Annotated in this window: 9 protein-coding genes; 8 read left to right on the forward strand and 1 reads right to left on the reverse strand. The window is 70.8% G+C overall.

Annotated features, from left to right (window positions below; translation table 11 throughout):
- The first annotated feature begins 62 nt into the window (after nucleotides 1-62).
- The 7 genes from ACWDR0_RS23565 (at nucleotide 63) to ACWDR0_RS23595 (ending at nucleotide 16,032) form a co-directional block, all read left to right on the forward strand.
- Nucleotides 63-3,779, forward strand: coding sequence for a LamG domain-containing protein (locus ACWDR0_RS23565; protein ID WP_456353721.1), 3,717 nt, complete (start codon nucleotides 63-65; stop codon nucleotides 3,777-3,779).
- 172 nt (nucleotides 3,780-3,951) lie between these two features.
- Nucleotides 3,952-10,485 carry an RHS repeat-associated core domain-containing protein gene (locus tag ACWDR0_RS23570; protein WP_456353722.1) on the forward strand — a complete coding sequence of 2,178 codons (6,534 nt, stop codon included), beginning with the start codon at nucleotides 3,952-3,954 and terminating at the stop codon, nucleotides 10,483-10,485.
- A 170-nt stretch (nucleotides 10,486-10,655) separates the two neighbouring features.
- Nucleotides 10,656-10,985, forward strand: coding sequence for a hypothetical protein (locus ACWDR0_RS23575; protein WP_456353723.1), 330 nt, complete (start codon nucleotides 10,656-10,658; stop codon nucleotides 10,983-10,985).
- A gap of 173 nt (nucleotides 10,986-11,158) precedes the next feature.
- Nucleotides 11,159-12,520, forward strand: a complete 1,362-nt coding sequence (hmgA, locus tag ACWDR0_RS23580; protein WP_456353724.1) for a homogentisate 1,2-dioxygenase — start codon at nucleotides 11,159-11,161, stop codon at nucleotides 12,518-12,520.
- A 40-nt stretch (nucleotides 12,521-12,560) separates the two neighbouring features.
- The gene (locus ACWDR0_RS23585; RefSeq protein ID WP_456353725.1) at nucleotides 12,561-13,313 is read left to right on the forward strand and encodes a GntR family transcriptional regulator; all 753 of its coding nucleotides are present in this window, start codon (nucleotides 12,561-12,563) and stop codon (nucleotides 13,311-13,313) included.
- Between the two features lie 258 nt (nucleotides 13,314-13,571).
- The gene (locus ACWDR0_RS23590; protein WP_456353726.1) at nucleotides 13,572-14,771 is read left to right on the forward strand and encodes a type ISP restriction/modification enzyme; all 1,200 of its coding nucleotides are present in this window, start codon (nucleotides 13,572-13,574) and stop codon (nucleotides 14,769-14,771) included.
- A gap of 52 nt (nucleotides 14,772-14,823) precedes the next feature.
- Nucleotides 14,824-16,032: a CaiB/BaiF CoA transferase family protein gene (locus ACWDR0_RS23595; RefSeq protein WP_456353727.1), complete on the forward strand. Its 1,209-nt coding sequence runs from the start codon at nucleotides 14,824-14,826 to the stop codon at nucleotides 16,030-16,032.
- Nucleotides 16,033-16,191: 159 nt separating this feature from the next.
- Here the strand turns inward: ACWDR0_RS23595 and ACWDR0_RS23600 are convergent, their stop codons facing one another.
- Nucleotides 16,192-16,458 (reverse strand): hypothetical protein, encoded by a 267-nt coding sequence (locus tag ACWDR0_RS23600; protein WP_456353728.1) that lies wholly within the window; start codon nucleotides 16,456-16,458, stop codon nucleotides 16,192-16,194.
- Between the two features lie 432 nt (nucleotides 16,459-16,890).
- Between ACWDR0_RS23600 and ACWDR0_RS23605 the strand changes: the two genes are divergently transcribed.
- Nucleotides 16,891-18,588 carry a serine/threonine-protein kinase gene (locus ACWDR0_RS23605; protein WP_456353729.1) on the forward strand — a complete coding sequence of 566 codons (1,698 nt, stop codon included), beginning with the start codon at nucleotides 16,891-16,893 and terminating at the stop codon, nucleotides 18,586-18,588.
- Nucleotides 18,589-18,616: the final 28 nt, after the last annotated feature.

Consider the following 18,616-nt stretch of genomic DNA (forward strand, 5'->3'; position numbering starts at 1 on the left):
GGAGACGGTCGCGCACGCCGAGAGGCGTGCGGCGTCGTCGAGCGGTATCAGTACTGTCGGTAGTGGTACTCCCAGCGCTGGTGCTGTCGGCGGTTCCGGCCGTCGCGGACCCTTCCCGGCCGACGGCACCGCCCTCGGCACAGTCACCCGAACAGAGCGCCCTCGCCCTCGCCGAGCAGAGCGGTGAGCGGGTCGAGGTAATCGAGGAGCGCACCGAGCGGGAGACCGTCTACGCCAACCCCGACGGCGACACCCTCACTCTGGAGAAGTCGATCGTCCCCGTCCGGGTCGCGGCATCCGGCGGAGGCTGGGTGGCACCCGACGCGACGCTCGTGAGGCGGAACGACGGTTCCATCGGCCCGAAGGCGGGTGCGGTCGAGGTCTCCTTCTCGGCGGGCGGCAGCGGCCGGGATCTGGTGACCATCGGCGAGCCCGGCCGTTCGGTGTCACTGGGCTGGCCGGGTACCCTGCCCGCGCCGCGCCTCGAGGGCCCCCGCGCCGTCTACGAGAACGTGCGCCCCGATGTCAATCTGATCCTCACCGCCACCGTCGAGGGCTTCCGGCAGGTCTTGGAGGTCGAGACACTGGACGCTGCGAAGGACCCGGCCCTGCGGGCGATCGCCTACGCCCTGGACACCGAAGGTCTGACCATGCGAGCGGGTGCCGCCGGAAGCATGGAGGCCCTGGACGCCAACGGCCAGGTGGTCTTCCGTTCCCCGAGCGCCCAGATGTGGAACTCCGCCGGGGAGGCACGGGCAACGCCCCAGGAAGACGGCCTGCGCCCGCTGGGCCTCGGGGTCCGTACCGCCGGCCTCCGGGCGGACCCGGTGCCGGTCGCTCCTCCCGAGGAGGGTGATCCCCTCGCGGGCCCGGGCACCGGTGACGAGGCCGCCGTCATGGATGTCGTCCTGGGCCGGAACAGCGTCGAGGTGGTACCGGACCCTGGTCTGCTGGCCCGGACGAGCGAGGCCGAGCTGCCGCTGTACATCGACCCGTCCGTCGAACTCAACGAGTCCGAGCGCACGGTGCTGTCCTCCGACGGAGACGTGTTCTACAACTTCTCCGGCGGCGACAACGGCATGAGCGTCGGCAAGTGCGGTACGGCGACCATCGGGGGCCGCACCTACTACTGCGGATCGGGCTATGTGAACCGCATGTACTTCGAGTTCGCTCCGGACAAGCTGAAGGGCAAGCACGTCCTGGACGCCACCTTCGCCGTGACGGAGACGTTCTCCTTCTCCTGTGACGCGCGCTGGGTGGATCTGGAGCGGACCGACAACATCTCCTCCACGAGCAAGTGGCCCGGGCCCGCCAAGCTCGACCAGATGGGTGACCGCAATGTGTCGGCGGGGCGGGGAAGCGCCTGTTCCCCCGCACAGCCCAAGGCCGTCATCAAGTTCAACGACAACCCCGATGAGACGGACGAGAACCTCACCCCGACCGTCCGGGACTTCGCCGCCGGGAAGTTCTCCCGGCTCACGCTGATGCTGATGGCGAAGGACGAGACCGATACGGTCTCCTGGAAGCGCTTCGACGACGACGCGGTCCTCACGGTCGACTACTACAGCAAGCCGGCCATCCCCTCGGCATACGGCCTCAAAGTGGGCTCGAGCCGACTGTGCAGTACAACGGAAGCCTCGCCCTCGGTCATCACCGATCCGCGTCCGGATCTCCTGGCCATGCCCCGGGTTGTGGCTGGCGGTGAATCCGGAGCACGGCTCCGGGTCTCGTTCGACGTCGAGGTGAAGAACGGCACTGCGTGGACAAACGCACCGCAACCCAGTACCGGCCCGCTAAAGCCGACGGCTGGCTATGTCGCGTGGACCAGCGCTCTCAAGGGCTTCCCGGTCCAGGACAAGGACTGGGACGCCGCCCTCACCGACGGAAAGCTGTACCGCTTCAGCGCAGTCACCCACTCCCTGTACAACAGCGACAAGAGCTACCAGGCCAGCTCCGCCTCTCCCTGGTGCTACTTCCTCGTCGACAGCAAGGCGCCGAAAAAGCCGACCGTCAGTGCCTGGACCGTGTACGGCGAGTGCGTGCCCGGGGGGACCTGCGCCCCGGCAGGCGCCCCCGGCAAGCCCGGAACGGTGCTGTTCGGCCCCGGAGCCGGCGAGACGAGCCCCAACAACGGCTACCGCTACAAACTCTCCACAGACTCCGCCTGGTCCGACTGGAAGGCCGGGGTGACCTACAAGGCGACCATCACCCCACCGTCCTCCGGAAGCCTGCTCCTGTACGTGCAGGCCAAATCGGCGGGTTACCCGCTGGGCGGCGAACAGCAGATTGTGCGGTTCCTCGTCAGCGAGGGGCCGGGGGCGGCCGCCCGCTGGAGCTTCGACGAACCGGGCGGAGCCGCCCTCGACGGTTCCCCGGCGGGTGCCGGGCCCCGGGACGACCTGGTCCTGGCGGCCGGAGCGGTCCGCACGCCGGACGGCAGGCGCGGTGAGGTCGTGAAAAGCCCGGCGACGGAGACCACCCCCGAAGTCCGCGGACAGGACCAGGGGCTGACGCTGGAGAAAGCGGGCTACGCCGCCACCGTCCAGCCGGTGGTGGAGACCGCTGCGTCCTACACGATCGCAGCCTGGGTCCGGCTCGATGCCAAGGGCGCCGACGCGACCGTCCTCGGCCAGGACGGAGCCCACTCCAGCCCGTTCTTCCTGGGGTACTGCGAGCTGGCGGGCACTTGGTGCATACGCCTGGCCGATGCGGACACCGCCACCACCTCGCTGGACAACCAGACGGTCCGGGCGAAGAGCCCGGCGCAGACCGGGGTCTGGACACATCTGGCAGCGGTCGTGGACCACGAGGCGAATCTGCTGACCCTCCACGTCAACGGCAGACCTCAGGGAACCGACACCATCACCTCCAACTGGCCGGCCCCGGGACCGTTCCAGGTGGGTCGGGCCAAGCACCGCGGTACGTACACCGGCACCTTCCCGGGGACCGTCGACGAGGTCGCCGTCTGGCAGACGGCCAAGGCCGCCGGAGACATCGCTACCGAGGCCCGGCTCCTCGACGGCCCGGACGGTACGGGCATGCCCCATCTCGAGCTCGTTGCCCATCTCGACCCCCGCGGGGCAACCGGTGACGTGGTCAAGGACACCGTCACCGGCTACGGGGCGGCCCTGACCCTCGGCTCGGGGGCGAGTCTGAGCACCGAATCCATCCTGCTGGACGGAACCGGAGGAGCGGAGTTCGGCACATCCCCGCTGGTCGACGCCACGGGTTCGTTCACCGTGGCGGTGGACGCCCTAGTCGACGGGGTCGCCCTCGCCGACCGGCCGAACGGCCACCGGGCCCAGATCCTGGGCCAGCGGACCGCGGCCGGCTCGTCCTGGGGCCTGTGGTTCGAGAAGACCGGAGCCGGCCCCACCGGCCGCGAGGTCCAGGACGCGGATGGGAACCCTGTCCTCGACGAGACGACGGGCGAGCCCAAGGCGGAAATCGCTGCGCTCGGCCGGTGGCACTTCGGACGACTGACCGCGGACGGCTCCGGCGCCTCGGTCCAGAGCGACGAAGTGGCCGCCGTCGGATCGGAAGTGCGACTTGTGGGTGCCCACGACGCCCAGTCGGGGACCATCAGCCTCTTCCTCAGTGACCGGCAGGGCGAGCCCACCGAGTTCACCGCGGAGGCGGGCAGCGGCGGACCCGCCGTCGGTATGGCCTGGCTGAACAGCGCCTGGGGCAACCACCTCCCGGGCCGGATCGGCACAATCCGTCTGTGGGCTGGCGCGGTGCACAACACCGATCAGAAGGACCTGGTCGTCGGGTACTGAGAATCCGGCGGCCCTTCTCCCGGGCGCGGACCGTGACCACGGTCCGCGCCCTACCTCTCTGCTGCCCTGCGCAGCTTCCAGCACGTCCTCGAACGCCGTCGTCGAACCTCCGTCACGAGAATCCGTTCCCGAGGGCGTGCCGTCCACCCTCCCCATCTCCAGAAAGCAGCTCGTGTTCAGACCACGTCTCTTGCGGGACCTGCGCCGCTCCGGCCGCCTGCCGGTGCTCGGCGCACTCGTCCTCGCTCTGGCCTTCCCGGTGTCAACACCGTCGCAAGCCACGGCCTCCCCCGCCGTCCCCGGCACCCCTGACTCCGCCGTGGACCGGGTCAGCAAGGTCCGCCCCCTCACCGGTCCCGGCGGGAAGAAGGCCCGGGAGCGCGTTGCCCGGGACCGGCAAGCCAACCAGCGCCTGACCGTACAGGCCCGGAATGAGCGCCAGACGGATTGGCCGGAACCCGGCACCGTCCATGACTCGCTGACCGCACGATCCACCGGCTCCCCGGTGGACGTCAGTGCGATCCCGGCTGCCACCGCGGCCGGTTCGGACGGTCGTTCGGCATCGGACGGCGCCGCCACGGTCACCGTGCTCGATCAGCAGGCCGCCGACCGGGCCGGCATCACCGGTCTGCTCTTCACCGTCGGCGCCCAGCGGCGGGGCGCGGCCGATATCTCCGTCGACTACAGCTCCTTCGCCTCGGCCGTCGGCGGCAACTGGTCGTCCAGGCTGGGCCTTGTGCGGCTGCCTTCCTGCGCCCTGACCACCCCTGACAAGGACGCCTGCCGCGCCACCACACCGGTCGTCTCCACCAACGACATTTCGGCGGAGAAGGTCCGCGCCCGCACAGCACTGGCGCCGCGGTCGGCTCCCGCAGTGATGGCCCTGACGGCCTCGCCGACCGCCCCGGCAGCCGGCGGCGGCGACCTCCAGGCCACCCCGCTCTCCGCCTCCTCGTCCTGGGAGGCAGGTTCTTCCTCGGGCTCCTTCAGCTGGTCGTACCCGATCAGCCTGCCACCGGCCGCTGCGGGCCCCGTACCACCGCTGTCCCTGTCCTACGACTCCGGCAGCATCGACGGCCGCACCGCCAACACCAACAACCAGGGCTCGCAGATCGGCGAGGGCTTCGCCCTCACCGAGTCCTACATCGAGCGCAAGTACGGCAGCTGCGACGACGACGGCCAGAAGGACAAGTACGACCAGTGCTGGAAGTACGAGAACGCCTCGCTCGTCCTGAACGGAACCGCCACCGAACTCGTCAAGGACGACAAGACGGGTGAATGGCGGCTCAAGGACGACGATGCGTCCCAGGTGCTGCACCTGACCGGAGCCGAGAACGGCGACGACGGCGACGACATCAAGAGCGGCAAGGGTGACGGCAAGGGCGAGCACTGGAAGGTCGTCACCGGTGAGGGCACGACGTACACCTTCGGGCTGAACAAGCTCCCCGGCGCCGCGGCCCAGCGCACGAACTCGGCCTGGAGTGTTCCTGTCTTCGGTGACGATGCCGACGAGCCGGGCCACTCTTCAGGGAACGCCTTCGGGGGACGTGCCAAGACACAGGTATGGCGATGGAACCTCGACCTGGTCCAGGATGTCCACGGCAATGCCGCCACGTACTGGTACGCCAAGGAGGGCAACCACTACGCCAAGAACGGCGACAAGACCGAGCTCGCCGCCTACGACCGGGGCGGCTACCTCACGGAGATCCGGTACGGCCAGCGGGTCGAGTCCCTGTTCACCGGGGCCGTTTCCGGCAAGGCCGTGCTGACGTACAAGGAACGGTGTACGGCCGGGAAGTGCGACGAGCTGACGAAGGACACCGCCAAGAACTGGCCGGACGTACCCTTCGATGCGATATGCGCCGCGTCCGAGAAGGACTGCCTGGCCACCGGCCCCTCCTTCTTCACTCGTCAGCGCGTCACCGCCATCGGTACCCACGTCTGGTCTACGGCGGCCGAGCCGGACGCTTTCAAGCCGGTCGACTCCTACGCCCTGACGCAGGAGTTCTTCGACGGCCAGGAAATCGGCAACAGCTCGGACCAGGTACTGACCCTGACAGGGATCCAGCGGACCGGGCTGAACGGCACGCCCATCACCCTTCCGGCGGTGGGCTTCACCTACACCCAGCGCCCCAACCGGGTGGAAGGCGGCAACCTGCCGGGCGGCGCCGACATCCTGTCGCTGATCCGGCCCCGGATCTCCACCATCACCTCCGAGTCCGGCGCCGTCACCACCGTGGTGTTCTCCAACCCCGAGTGCGTCCGGGGCAGCAGCATGCCGAAGGCGGAGGACGACAACAGCCTCTCCTGCTATCCCGTGCACTGGCCGGTGAACGGCGGTGACCCACAGCTCGACTGGTTCCACAAGTACCGAGTCACCCACATCAACGTCAGCGACTCGGCCGCCAACAACCCCGCCGTCGAGTACAGCTATGCATACGAGAAGCCGGCCTGGCACTACAACGACGATCCGTTCACCAGGGAGAAGGATCGCACCTGGTCCGTCTGGCGCGGCTACCAGAAGGTGACCTCGTACACCGGTGAGGCCGGAGGCACCCGCTCGAAGACCGTGCAGGTCTTCATGCAGGGCATGCACGGCGACCGGCGGGTGCAGCCGGGCACCACCCGCAGCGCGACGGTCGAAGCAGTCGCCCTCCCGGCCCTCGACGTACCGCCCCTGGTCGACCATGAGCGCTACGCCGGCCTGCTTCGTCAACAGGTCACCTATGACGGCAGCATCCCGATCTCGGCCTCGCTGCACACCTTCTGGACGAAGGAGACCGCCAGCCAGCAGAAGTCGTACGCCCACACCAGGGCGTACTTCGTCCGCCCCGAACGGACCCACGAATACACCTGGCTGACGACCGCCAAGAAGTGGCGGACCACGGCGAGCACCACCTCGTACGACGGCACCTACGGAATGGTGACCCGCTCCGACGAGCACGGCGACCAAGAGGTCACGGGCGACGAGACCTGCACCCGCACGTGGTACGCCCGCAATCCCGACAAGGGGCTGACCTCCCTGGTCTCCCGCACCCGGACAGTCGGCAAGCCGTGCGCCGACACCGACGACGAACTCGACCTGCCGGTCGACCGGAACACCCGCGGGGACGTCCTCGCCGACGCGGCCGTCGTTTTCGACGATCCCAAGGCCACCGCTTGGTCGACGACGCAGACGCCCACGCTCGGTCTGCCGACCTGGACCGGCCAGCCCACGGGCTACCCCGCGAAGAACGGTACGGCGGACCGGGACCCGGCCACCGACGGTTGGCAGACCATTGCCGTGACGGCCTTCGACACGGCGAGCGGAAAGCTGGGACGACCGCTCACCGTGACCGACGCCGAAGGCAATGTCACGACGACCGCGTACTTTCCGGCAAGGTCCGGACCGTTGACGGGCGTCGTGGTCACCCATCCCAAGCCGAGCGCCTCGGCCGCGGCCCACCGCTCCTACACCTACTTCGACCCGGCGCGCGGCTCCATCACCTATGCGCTCGACGCCAACCTCAAGCGGACGGAACACAGCCACGACGCGCTGGGCCGGACGACGGCGACCTGGCTACCGAACCGGTCCAGGGCCGCGGGAGACAGTCCGAACGGAAAGTTCGACTACAGGCTGAGCCAGACCAAACCGTCCTGGACCTCCGTGTCCAAACTCAAGGCCAACGGCAACGACTACCACACGGCCTACACCATCCACGACTCCCTCCTTCGCCAAGTGCAGAGCCAAGTCCCCGCAGCTTCCGGCGGAGGCCGGGTCCTGACCGACACCCGCTACGACTCACGCGGACTGGCGACGGTTACCAAAGCGGAGGCATACGACAGCACCAAGGCACCCGATGGCGAGTACGCGGGAATCGAACACGCTCAGGCCCCGGTACAGAACGACACCGTCTACGACGGTGCGGGCCGAGCCGTGAAGACGACGCTCTCTTCCTGGGGTACGAAGAAGTGGCACACGACGACCGAGTACACCGGTGATTCCGTGGCCACCAGCGCAGTCGAGGGCGGCAACGCCACCCGTGTGATCAACGACGCGCTCGGCCGGACCGTCGAAACCCGCTCCTATGCAGGTTCCCGGCCGGACGACCAAGAGTACGGGGCTGCTACCGGCCTCACCTACACCACGGTCGGCTACACCTACACCCGCGACGGCAAACAGAAGACCATCACAGCTCCGGACGGTTCCCCCTGGTCGTATGCCTACGACCTCTACGGCCGGCAGATCTCCGCCTCCGACCCGGCCCGGGGCACGACCACAACGTCCTACACCCTGCTCGACCGAGTCGATCACACCAAGGACGCACAGGGGCAGGTCCTTCACTACGGCTACGACGACATGGGGCGCAGGACGAGCCTGTGGCAGACGGACCGGACGGATGCCAACAAACTTGCCACCTGGACCTTTGACGCCTTGCTCAAGGGCCGACCGGACGAGTCGGTGCGACATGTTGGTGGCGTCGGCCAACCCGGTAGCAAGGCGTACACCAAGAAGGTCACCGCCTACGACAGCCAGAGCCGCCCCACGGCCACCTCACTGACCCTGCCCGCCGACGACCCCCTCGTGACCTCCGGTGCGGTGAAGGCCACCACGGCCTTCGGGACCGCCTACCGTATCGACGGCACCATCAACAACACGAAGGAACCAGCAGCGGGCGGCCTCGCCGCCGAGACAATCGAGACCCTGTACAACGACGCAGGACTACCTGTTCGGGCCTCGGGCACATCCAACTATCTGCTGGGTGTGAACTACTCCGCCACGGGCCGTGTCCACCAGCTCGAACTCGGCACCTCCGCGGCCGCCAAGCGGGTCTTTGTCTCCCGCACCTACGAGGACGGCACCGGACGACTGCTGACCTCCGCCACCGACGACCAGACTCGCGGTCCGGTCCAGGATCTTCAGTACTCCTACGACCAGGCCGGCAACATCACCGCACTGACCGATCGTGCGAGCGGAGACAACCAGTGCTTCGCCTATGACGGCCACCGGCGTCTGGCGGACGCCTGGACGCCCAAGACGGCAGACTGCGCAATATCCGGCCGCACGACCGAAAACCTGGGCGGCCCAGCACCGTACTGGACCGGATACACCTACAACACCGCTGGTCAGCGCGTAACCGAGAAGCAGCACACCGGCACCCCGGCCACCACCCGCTACTGCTACTCCACCGGGCGCGGACACGCGCTGAAAGCGACCACCACGTCCACGGACAAATCCGCCTGCGAGTCGGCACCGGAGCAGTACACGTACGACCGTTCCGGCAACACCGTGACTCGTGTGGAGAAGGCCGGCTCGCCGGTCGAACAGTCTCTGGAATGGGACGCAGAAGGCAGGTTGGCCAAGCTCACCGAGGGCACCACCGCCACCGGATATCTCTATGACGCGGACGGCAAGCTCCTGATCCGCCGCGACCACGCACCCTCCGGGGAGACGGTCCTCTATCTCGGGTCCACCGAGGTTCACCACAAGTCCGGCAGGTCCTGGGCCAACCGCTACTACCAGGCGGCCGGCTCGACGGTGGCCGTGCGCAGCAATGAGGGCAGCACCGAGAAGGTCTCCTTCCTCTCCGCCGACCACCACGGGACCAGCAGCGTCGCAGTATCCGGCGATAGTTCGCAGGCTCTGAGCAAGCGCTACACCTCCCCCTTCGGCAGTGTTCGCGGCTCCACCGGAACCTGGCCGGACGACAAGGGATTCCTGGGCAAGTCCACCGACCCGGGCACCGGCCTCACCAGCGTCGGCGCACGCGAATACGATCCGTCGACAGGGCAGTTCATCAGCGTGGACCCCCTGCTGATGCTCGAGCAGCACCAATCCCTCAACGGCTACGCCTATGCCAACAACAATCCGACCTCACTGAGCGACCCCTCCGGTCTGGGAGTCCCGGAGTGCGGAGACGGATCCATCTCCTGCACCGGCGGAGTACCCGACACCGCCGAACGCGCCAAGGAGAAGGAGAAGATCCGGGGTGGCACCGGAAAGAAGCGGGAGAAGAGGGATCCGAACCCCGACGGACGCTCCGGAAGGCATGCAGACGGCGTACCGCGACAGAACGAGGAATACGAGCGCGCCCTCTTCACCAATGCCGAAACCGCAGCCCGACTCCGGGAGGAACGTGTCCTCCAGATTCTGGGCGGAATGTTCGACCTCCACAACTACCTGGAGGAACAGGTGGAGGAGATGAACGACGACATGTGCAAGAGGGGTGCCCGGGACGGCTGCGCCATGGCAAACCTCGCCCAGAACCTGATGAACTACGCCCTGGAGCGCACAGAGAGCGAAGTCAAGAAGGTCATGGAGCGCATCGACGAGTCCTGGAGATCCCCACAAGCCGTCAAGGGATCGGATTTCGCCTTCAACGACGAGGAGTTCCAGATCGCGCTGACACTGGCCATCGACGGACACAGGGTAACCAGCAGAAACGACGCCAATCAGCCGCCCCAGCACAGGGGGGACGCTTGGGTGGACGGCAGGCGGACCGATTTCAAGGCCATGACCACGAGTTCCGACAGCGAAGGAATGCGAACGCATTTGCGCAAGGCGGAGCGCCAGCAGGTGGATCTCACTGTAGTCGACACGAGAAAGGGCGGACTCAGCAGAGATGACGCCATGAAGGCCTTCAACAAGTTCGACACGGGCGGCAGGAACATGGAGCGAGTCATCGTATACGGCAATGGATATAAGCTGGACCTCGACCTGAATTAGCCTGAGCAGATGCGGCTGTCCGGGTCGACTAGACCGCTCCGGACAGCCGCATCGAACCAGAGAGACCATAAACAAAGATGAGCAAATTTTCGCGCTTCGCGAGATTCCGAGACGACTTCGACCTGCATGTCGGTCCGGCCCTCACACCATGGAACCGGGATGATTTCGCCATGGAGATCCGCACTGTGGTGGAGGGAATCCTGAACGTCACCTTCCAACCGGACGGAATCACCTTTTCCCGTAAGGACGGCTACCACTTCTGGCTCGCCGACGACAGGATCGAGGTGGACCTCTACGTCGACGACACCGATATCGGATTCCCCTACGACAGGGTGCCCGTCCTCCTGGAGGTGCGTTCGAATCTGGAGGAAGTGGAGACCTGGGAGCTCTCCGAGTCGGTGTACGACCGCCTGGACGGCATGGGCAGGTACCACCTGCTCGCCGTGGCCAAGGACTCCAGCTACATCACCTCGAACTACCCCGTGGGTGACACCTGGTGACACACCGGGGAGCGGCACCCCGCCGCGCCCGCCCCTCGCCACGCCCCGTACACACTTCCCGCACAGCAGACCCGGGGCGTCGGCGTTGACGGGATCCCTCAGCAATCCTACGGTGAGCCATAGGATTGACGAGGGCATCCACGAGGGGCATTCCTCCGGCACCGGGAGTGACGATGAGCGGAAGCGGGCAGACGGCGCAGGGGTACGAGGGGGCGGTCCGGCGGGCCCGGGAGGTCGCGGGGGCGCTGGAGTACGGCAGCGGGTTCGGCAACGAGCATGCGTCCGAGGCGCTGCCCGGCGCGCTGCCGGCCGGGCGGAACTCGCCGCAGCGCGCGCCGCACGGTCTCTATGCGGAGCAGCTCAGCGGCTCCGCGTTCACCGAGCCCCGGGCGGTCAACCGGCGTTCGTGGCTCTACCGGATCCGGCCGTCGGCGGCCCACCCGCCGCTGCGCCGGACCGATGACGGCGGCGTACGCAGCGGCCCGTTCACCGAGGCCGTCCCCGACCCGAACCGGCTGCGCTGGAACCCCCTGCCGGACCCCGCTCCGGGCACCGACTGGCTCGCCGGGCTCTGGACCCTGGGCGGCAACGGCGACCCGGCGGAGCGCTCCGGGATGGCCGTGCACCTCTACCATGCCAACGCGCCGATGGCCGACCGGGTGTTCGGCAACGCGGACGGCGAACTGCTGATCGTCCCGGAGCACGGCGGGCTGCTGCTGGTGACCGAGCTGGGCCTGCTCGCGGCGCGCCCCGGTGAGATCGCGCTGATCCCCCGCGGGGTCCGGTTCCGGGTGGAGCTGCTGGACGAGCGGGCCCGCGGCTACGTCTGCGAGAACTACGGACGGCCGTTCCAGCTTCCCGACCTCGGCCCGATCGGGGCCAACGGCCTGGCCAACCCCCGTGACTTCCGCGCCCCCACCGCCGCCTACGAGGACGTGGAGCGCCCGGTGGAGGTCGTGACGAAGTACTGCGGCCATCTGTGGGCCGCGACGTACGACCACTCCCCGCTCGATGTCGTCGCCTGGCACGGCACCCATGTTCCGTACGTCTACGATCTGCGCCGGTTCAATGTCATCGGCAGCATCTCGTACGACCACCCCGACCCTTCGATCTTCACCGTCCTCACCTCGCCCACCGACACCCCCGGCCTCGCCGACGTCGACTTCGTGGTCTTCGCCCCGCGCTGGCTGGTCGGCGAGGACACCTTCCGGCCGCCGTACTTCCACCGGAACGTGATGAGCGAGTACATGGGCCTCATCCAGGGCGCGTACGACGCCAAGACGGCGGGCGAGGGCGGTTTCGTACCGGGCGGCGGCTCGCTGCACCCCATGATGTCGGCGCACGGCCCCGACCGGGAGACCTTCGAGCGGGCCAGCGCGGCCGAGCTGAAACCGCAGAAACTGGACGACGGTCTCGCGTTCATGTTCGAGACCCGCCGGCCCGTGGTGGTCACCCGCCAGGCCGCGGAGGCCGGGCACCGCCAGAAGGAGTACGACAGCGTGTGGCAGGGTCTGGAGCGTCACTTCCCGTCCTGACCCCCACGGTCTCGCCCGACCCGGAGATACGGAGCCACCCGTGACCTCCTCCTTCGCCCCGGACTCGCTCGTTCTGAACCGCAAGCTGCCGCTGTGGTACCAGGTCTCGCAGTCGCTGCGCGCCTCCATACTGGGCCGGGCGCCCGAGGCGTCCCTGCGGCTGCCCACCGAGGAGCAGCTGGCCGCGCACTACGGCGTCAGCGTGCTGACCATGCGGCAGGCGCTGAAGGAGCTGGAGGCGGAGGGCCTGATCACCCGGCACCGGCGGCGCGGCACCTTTATCGAGCCGGGGGCCCGGCGGGGCGCGCCCCGCCGGCTGCTGGGTTCGATCGACGCGATCGTGGCGCAGCAGTCGGGCGAGCGGACGACGGTCCTGGGCCATGGCCCGGAGCCGGTGCCCGGCGAACTGGCCGAGTACTTCCCCGGGCTGTCCGAGGTGGTGACGTACCGCAGGCTGCGCCGGGACGGCGAGACCGGGGAGCCGACGAACTGGGCGGCGAACGCGGTCCGGCCCGATATCGCCGCCCTGCTGGATGTGGCCGATCTGGAGCGGTGGCCGATGACGAAGGTGCTGCGGGACGCGGTGGGCGTACGGATCGGCCGGATCACCGACACGGTGGAGGCGCGGCTCGCGGACCCGCGGACCGCGGAACTCCTGGAGGTGCCGCTGCTGAGCCCGATCCTGCACTACACGGGGGTGACGCACGATACGGAGGGCCGGGTCGTGGACGTCGCCCGGATCCACTACCGGGGCGACCGGTTCTCGTTCTCGGTGACGGTCGACGCCCCGTAGGCCGGGACCGGCCGGGTTCGCGGCCGCGGACGGGATCGTCGTGGGTCGGGTCCGCCCGGGCGGGGCGGGAGGACGGGACCGCCCGGCCCGGGCCACGGGACCGGCGGGTGCGCTCACCGGAGCGGCCGGGGCAACCGCGGCGGCCGGGGCGCGGCGCCCCCACCGGGGTTCCGTCGCGCTCCGGCCCACCGCCGTCCGCCGCCGTGCGCCGGGGCGCCTCCCCGTATCCCGCCCCGGCCCGGTCCCGCTTCCGGGAGAATGGCCGCCATGCCGATGCTGGACGCGCTGATGCCCTGGGGCGTACGCCCGCTGCGGACCGGGCGGCCCTGGGTGCTCGCCCCCGATCCGGGGTCGCTGACGGCCCGCTGGGACGCGCTCGTACGGGCGGACGGCACCGGGCGGGACACGCTGTTCGTGCCCACCCGGGCCCGCACGCCGTACAGCACGGTCGGCCAGCTGCCCGGACAGCGCGGGGGCACCGGCCGGTTCGCCCGGGAGGCCGGACGGTGCCCGGCGCCCGTCCCGGTGCTCCGCGGCCCCTTCGACCGCCAGTGGCTGCTGCCGGACCAGCGGCTGATCGACGAGGCCCGGCCCGAGCTGTGGCGGGTGGCGGACCCGGCGCAGGTCTTTCTGCTGGAGTCGGGCGCGGCCGCCGGCGGGGAGGAGGCGCTCGAGGCGCCGCCGGTGCTGGCCTCGGCGTGGCTGCCGGACGGCCGTCCGCCCGCGGGCCGGCCCGGCCGGATCCGCCCGCTGTTCCGCAGGCCGGGCGGCGCGGAGCCCAATCTCGCCCCGGGGCTGACGGCCGCGCTGGCCGGGCGGTACGGCCACCGCGTCGGCGCCCCGGACGTCCTCCGCTGGATTCTGGCCGCGGCCCGCCCCTCCCCCACCGGGTGCGAGGTGCCGCTGCCCGCCGACCCCGCCGTCTGGGCCCGCGGCGTCGAACTCGGCGGCGCGCTGCTGGAGGTCCAGTCGCGGGGCGCGTACGGCGGCGAGCGCCCCCGGCTGCCGGGCGGGCGCCGCCCCTATGTCCGGGCCGCCCTGCCCGCCCGTCCGGCGGGCATCGCATACGACCCCGGTACGGAGACCCTGGAGCTGGGCGAGGGCCGGATCTCACCGGTCCCCGCGGCCGCCTGGGAACTGCGGTGCGGCGGGGTCCGGGTGCTGGAGGACTGGTTCGCGGCCCGTACGGCACCGGCGGAGCCCGGCTCGCTGGCGGCGGTCCGGCCGCCGGGCTGGCCGCAGGAGTGGACGTCCGATCTGCTGGAGCTGGTCACGGTGCTGGCGCTGCTCGGGCAGCTGGCCCCGCGCCGCGCCGGACTGACCGCGCCGGACGCCTTCGAGGAGCTCGGCCCGCTGCCCGGGGTGCTGCCCCCGCCCCCGTGGTCCCGGCGCCCCGCGTCGGTGCTGGACCACGGGGAGGAGGGCCCGGAGGGCCAGTTCGCGCTGCCGCTGGCCTGAGGTACCGCCGGGACCCGTGACAGGGGACCGCCCCGCACGGTAGGCACGGTGCATGTACACAGCACCGGCATCGCAGCCGCTCCCCCTGGCGGGTATCACCGTCGTCGCCGTCGAACAGGCGGTCTCCGCGCCCTTCGCCACCCGCCAGCTCGCCGACCTCGGGGCCCGGGTCGTCAAGGTCGAGCGCCCGGACGGCGGTGACTTCGCCCGCGGCTACGACACCGCGGCCCGCGGACTCGCCTCCCATTTCGTCTGGTGCAACCGCGGCAAGGAGTCCCTCGCCGTCGATCTCAAGGACCCGCGCGGACTCGCCGTGCTCCGGAAGCTGATCGGCCGGGCGGACGTCTTCGTACAGAACCTCTCCCCGGGCGCCGCGGCCCGGCTCGGCCTGGACGCGGCGACGCTGTGCGCCGCGCACCCCCGGCTGGTGGCGGTGGACATCTCCGGCTACGGCTCCGGCGGGCCGTACCGGGACCGGCGGGCCTACGACATGCTCGTGCAGTGCGAGGCGGGGCTGGTGTCGGTGACGGGCACGGCCGGCGAGCCCGCGAAGGCGGGGGTGCCCGCGGCCGATATCGCGGCGGCGATGTACGCGTTCTCGGGGGTGCTGGCCGCGCTGCTCCGGCGGTCGGCCACCGGGCGCGGCGGCCCGGTGGAGATCTCCATGCTGGAGTCGCTGGCGGAGTGGATGGGGCATCCGCTGCACCATGCGATGCACGGGGGCGAAGCCCCGGCGCGTACCGGAGTCGCCCATGCGGTGATCGCGCCGTACGACGCCTATCCGACGGCCGGCGGCGGACGGGTGCTGCTCTCGGTGCAGAACGACCGGGAGTGGCGGCTGCTCGCGGAGCGGGTGCTGGGCCGTCCGGAGCTGGGCGGTGATCCGCGGTACGCCACCAACACCGCCCGGGTCCGCAACCGGGCCGCCACCGACGCGGTGGTGGCCGCGGCGCTGTCCCGGCTCGGTACGGAGGAGGCGGTACGGGCCCTGGAGGACGCGGGGATCGCCTGTGCCCGGCTGAACTCCGTGCCGGAGGTGGCGGAGCATCCGCAGCTCGCGGCCCGGGACCGCTGGCGGGAGATCGCGACCCCGGCGGGACCGCTGCGGGCACTGCTGCCGCCGATCACCCTGCCGGGCGGCCCGGAGGCGCGGATGGGACCGGTCCCGGCGCTGGGCGAGCATACGGACGCGCTGCTCGCCGAGGTGGGCGCGGACGAGGCGGAGCGGGCCGCGCTGCGCCGGGACGGCGTGGTCGCCTGACGGCAGCCGGCTGCTGCGGGGCGGCCCGGCGGGTGACCGGGCCGTGACGGGGAGGCCGGAGGGAGTGTCAGTCGCCCGTGCGCGGGGCCGCACAGGCGGTGACACGTGACGCGGAGTGCGCGACGGCGGCTCGGGTGACGGCCGCCCGGCAGCCGAGAATCAGTGGCGGCTGCCGAGGAGCGTACGGCGCAGTCGGCGCAGCGGGGCAAAGAGGGACACTCGTCCGGTCCTGCCGCGGTTGCGCTCGTGCGCGACGTCGCGCGCGGTCAGCTCCAGCATCAGGGACGTCGCCTCGACCGTCTCGCGCTGCGGAACGGCGGGGCCGCCCAGCACCGAGAGATGGCGGTCGAGACGCGAGCTGGTCGCGCTGCTTCCGCAGGTGATCGCAGGCACTCGCGGCCTGCTCCGCACTGTTATCTGTTCCATGACACTCCCCACCCGTAACGACGCACCCGGCCCGGGCAGGTTAACCCTATCGCCCCCGGGTGACACTCGTGTATCCCGCCTGCGCGATTCACCACGCCCGTACGCGAGTTGACGCCACCCCCCACCGGCACCGTCAATTCGGTCGATTTCCCGGCGAGTTGGACAGATACCGGCATCGCGGCCGTGACATCACAGTAGTCACAGCAGCCCCGGCAGCGACAGGAAGTGATCGCGCTCACAGCGGCACCACGGCCGTCCGGCGGTTGGTGACAAGCCGGTGACAGGAGGGTGCCGGGCGCGCTCCAAGTGCGCTCCCGGGGGGCCGCAGCGGGCCGGATTCCGGCTAACTTGAAAGGGTTTCCCCCCGGCTTCCGGCGGGGTTCCTCGATGTCGTGCACCGCCGTACCTCCGCCCTTTCGGATGGGAGCCCTGATGCACGGAAGACTCGTCGCCGACCGGTACCGCCTGGACGCCCCGCTGGGCGAGGGCGGCATGGGAGTGGTGTGGCGCGCCAGGGACGAAGTACTGGACCGCGAGGTGGCGGTCAAGGAGGTACGGGCCCCGGGGGGCCTCGGCACCGCGGACGTCCGGCGGCTCTACGCCCGGCTGGAGCGCGAGGCCCGGGCCGCGAGCCGGGTCTCCCACCGCAACGCGGTCACCGTGTACGACGTGGTGTTCGACCGCGGCGGGGCGGGCCACGGCGCGGACGGCGACCGGGGCGGCAGCGGCGGGGAGGGCGACGCGGACCGGCCGTGGATCGTGATGGAGCTGGTGCGGGGCCTGTCGCTGGCCGAGGTGCTGGCCGCCGAGGGCCCGCTCACCCCGCAGCGGGCCGCCCGGATCGGCGCCGAGGTGCTGGCCGCGCTGACGGCCGCCCATGAGGCCGGCGTACTCCACCGCGATGTCAAACCGGGGAACGTCCTGATCGGCAACGACGGGCGGGTGGTGCTCTCGGACTTCGGCATCGCCTCCGTCGAGGGCACCCCCCAGCTCACCATGACGGGTGAACTCGTCGGCTCCCCGGAGTTCCTCGCCCCGGAGCGGGCCCTCGGGCGGAACCCGGGTCCCGCCTCGGACCTGTGGTCGCTGGGGGTGCTGCTGTACGCGGCGGTGGAGGGCGCGTCGCCGTTCCGCCGGAACACGGCGCTGGGCACCCTGCAATCGGTGGTGGAGGACCCGCTGCCGCCGTCCCGGCTGGCCGGGGAGCTGGCGCCGGTCATCGCCGGGCTGCTGCAGAAGGATCCGGCGGAGCGGCTGGGGGCGGCCGAGGCCACCAGGGCGCTGCGGGTGATCGGTGCCGGGGGTACGGCCGCCGGACCGGCGGCGCTCCCGGGGGCGTACGCGCCGACCGTCACGACGGCGACCCCGCTGCCCGGCCCGGTACCGGTGACCGTCGCGTCCCCCGTGTCCGGGCCCGCCGCCGTACCCGGCACCGCCGGGGCCGATCCCGGCCCGCCGGACAAGCGGGCGAAGGCGGTCCTCGCGGCGGGGGCGGCGCTCGCCGTGATCGCCTCGGCCGGACTGGCCTGGGCGCTGATCGGACAACTCGGCGGCGGGGGCGACAAGGACAGGCCGGCCGGCGCCGCGTCGTCCGCCGCCCGGACCACCGACTCGCCGGTGAAGGCGCCCGTGGCCGCCGGCGGCGGCACGCGCAGTGCGCCGGCCGGCCCGAGCGCCGCGGCCTCGCCCTCGCGGGAGGTGCGGCAGCGCGTGACCGTCACCGTCGAGGCGGTACGCGACGGCTGGACGGGCAGCTGCCCGCCGGCCGCCTCCGCCGCCGCCCCGGCCTTCCGGGCGCGGATCACGGTCGGCTCGGTCCCCACGGCCGTCGAGTACCGCTGGACCACCGAGAACGGCACCGCGACCGACTCCCGGTGGCGGACCCTCGACTTCGGGGCGTACGGGGAGCGCACGCGGACGGTGGAGCACACGGTCTCCGCGTACCGGGAGGGGGAAACGCTCCGGGACCGGATCCGGGTGGAGATCCGGAAGCCGGTCGCGGCGCGTTCGGAGTGGGTCGCGTTCACGGTGGTGTGCGAGCGGACGCCGCCGTCGGGTGCGGGGTCGGCGTCCGCGAGTGCCCCGGCGGCCGGTGCGACCGCCGGGACGACAACCGGGGCGGGCGGCTGACCCGGGTCCGGGTCCGGGCCCGGCGGAG

It is taken from the genome of Streptomyces sp. NPDC003691, assembly GCF_053981115.1.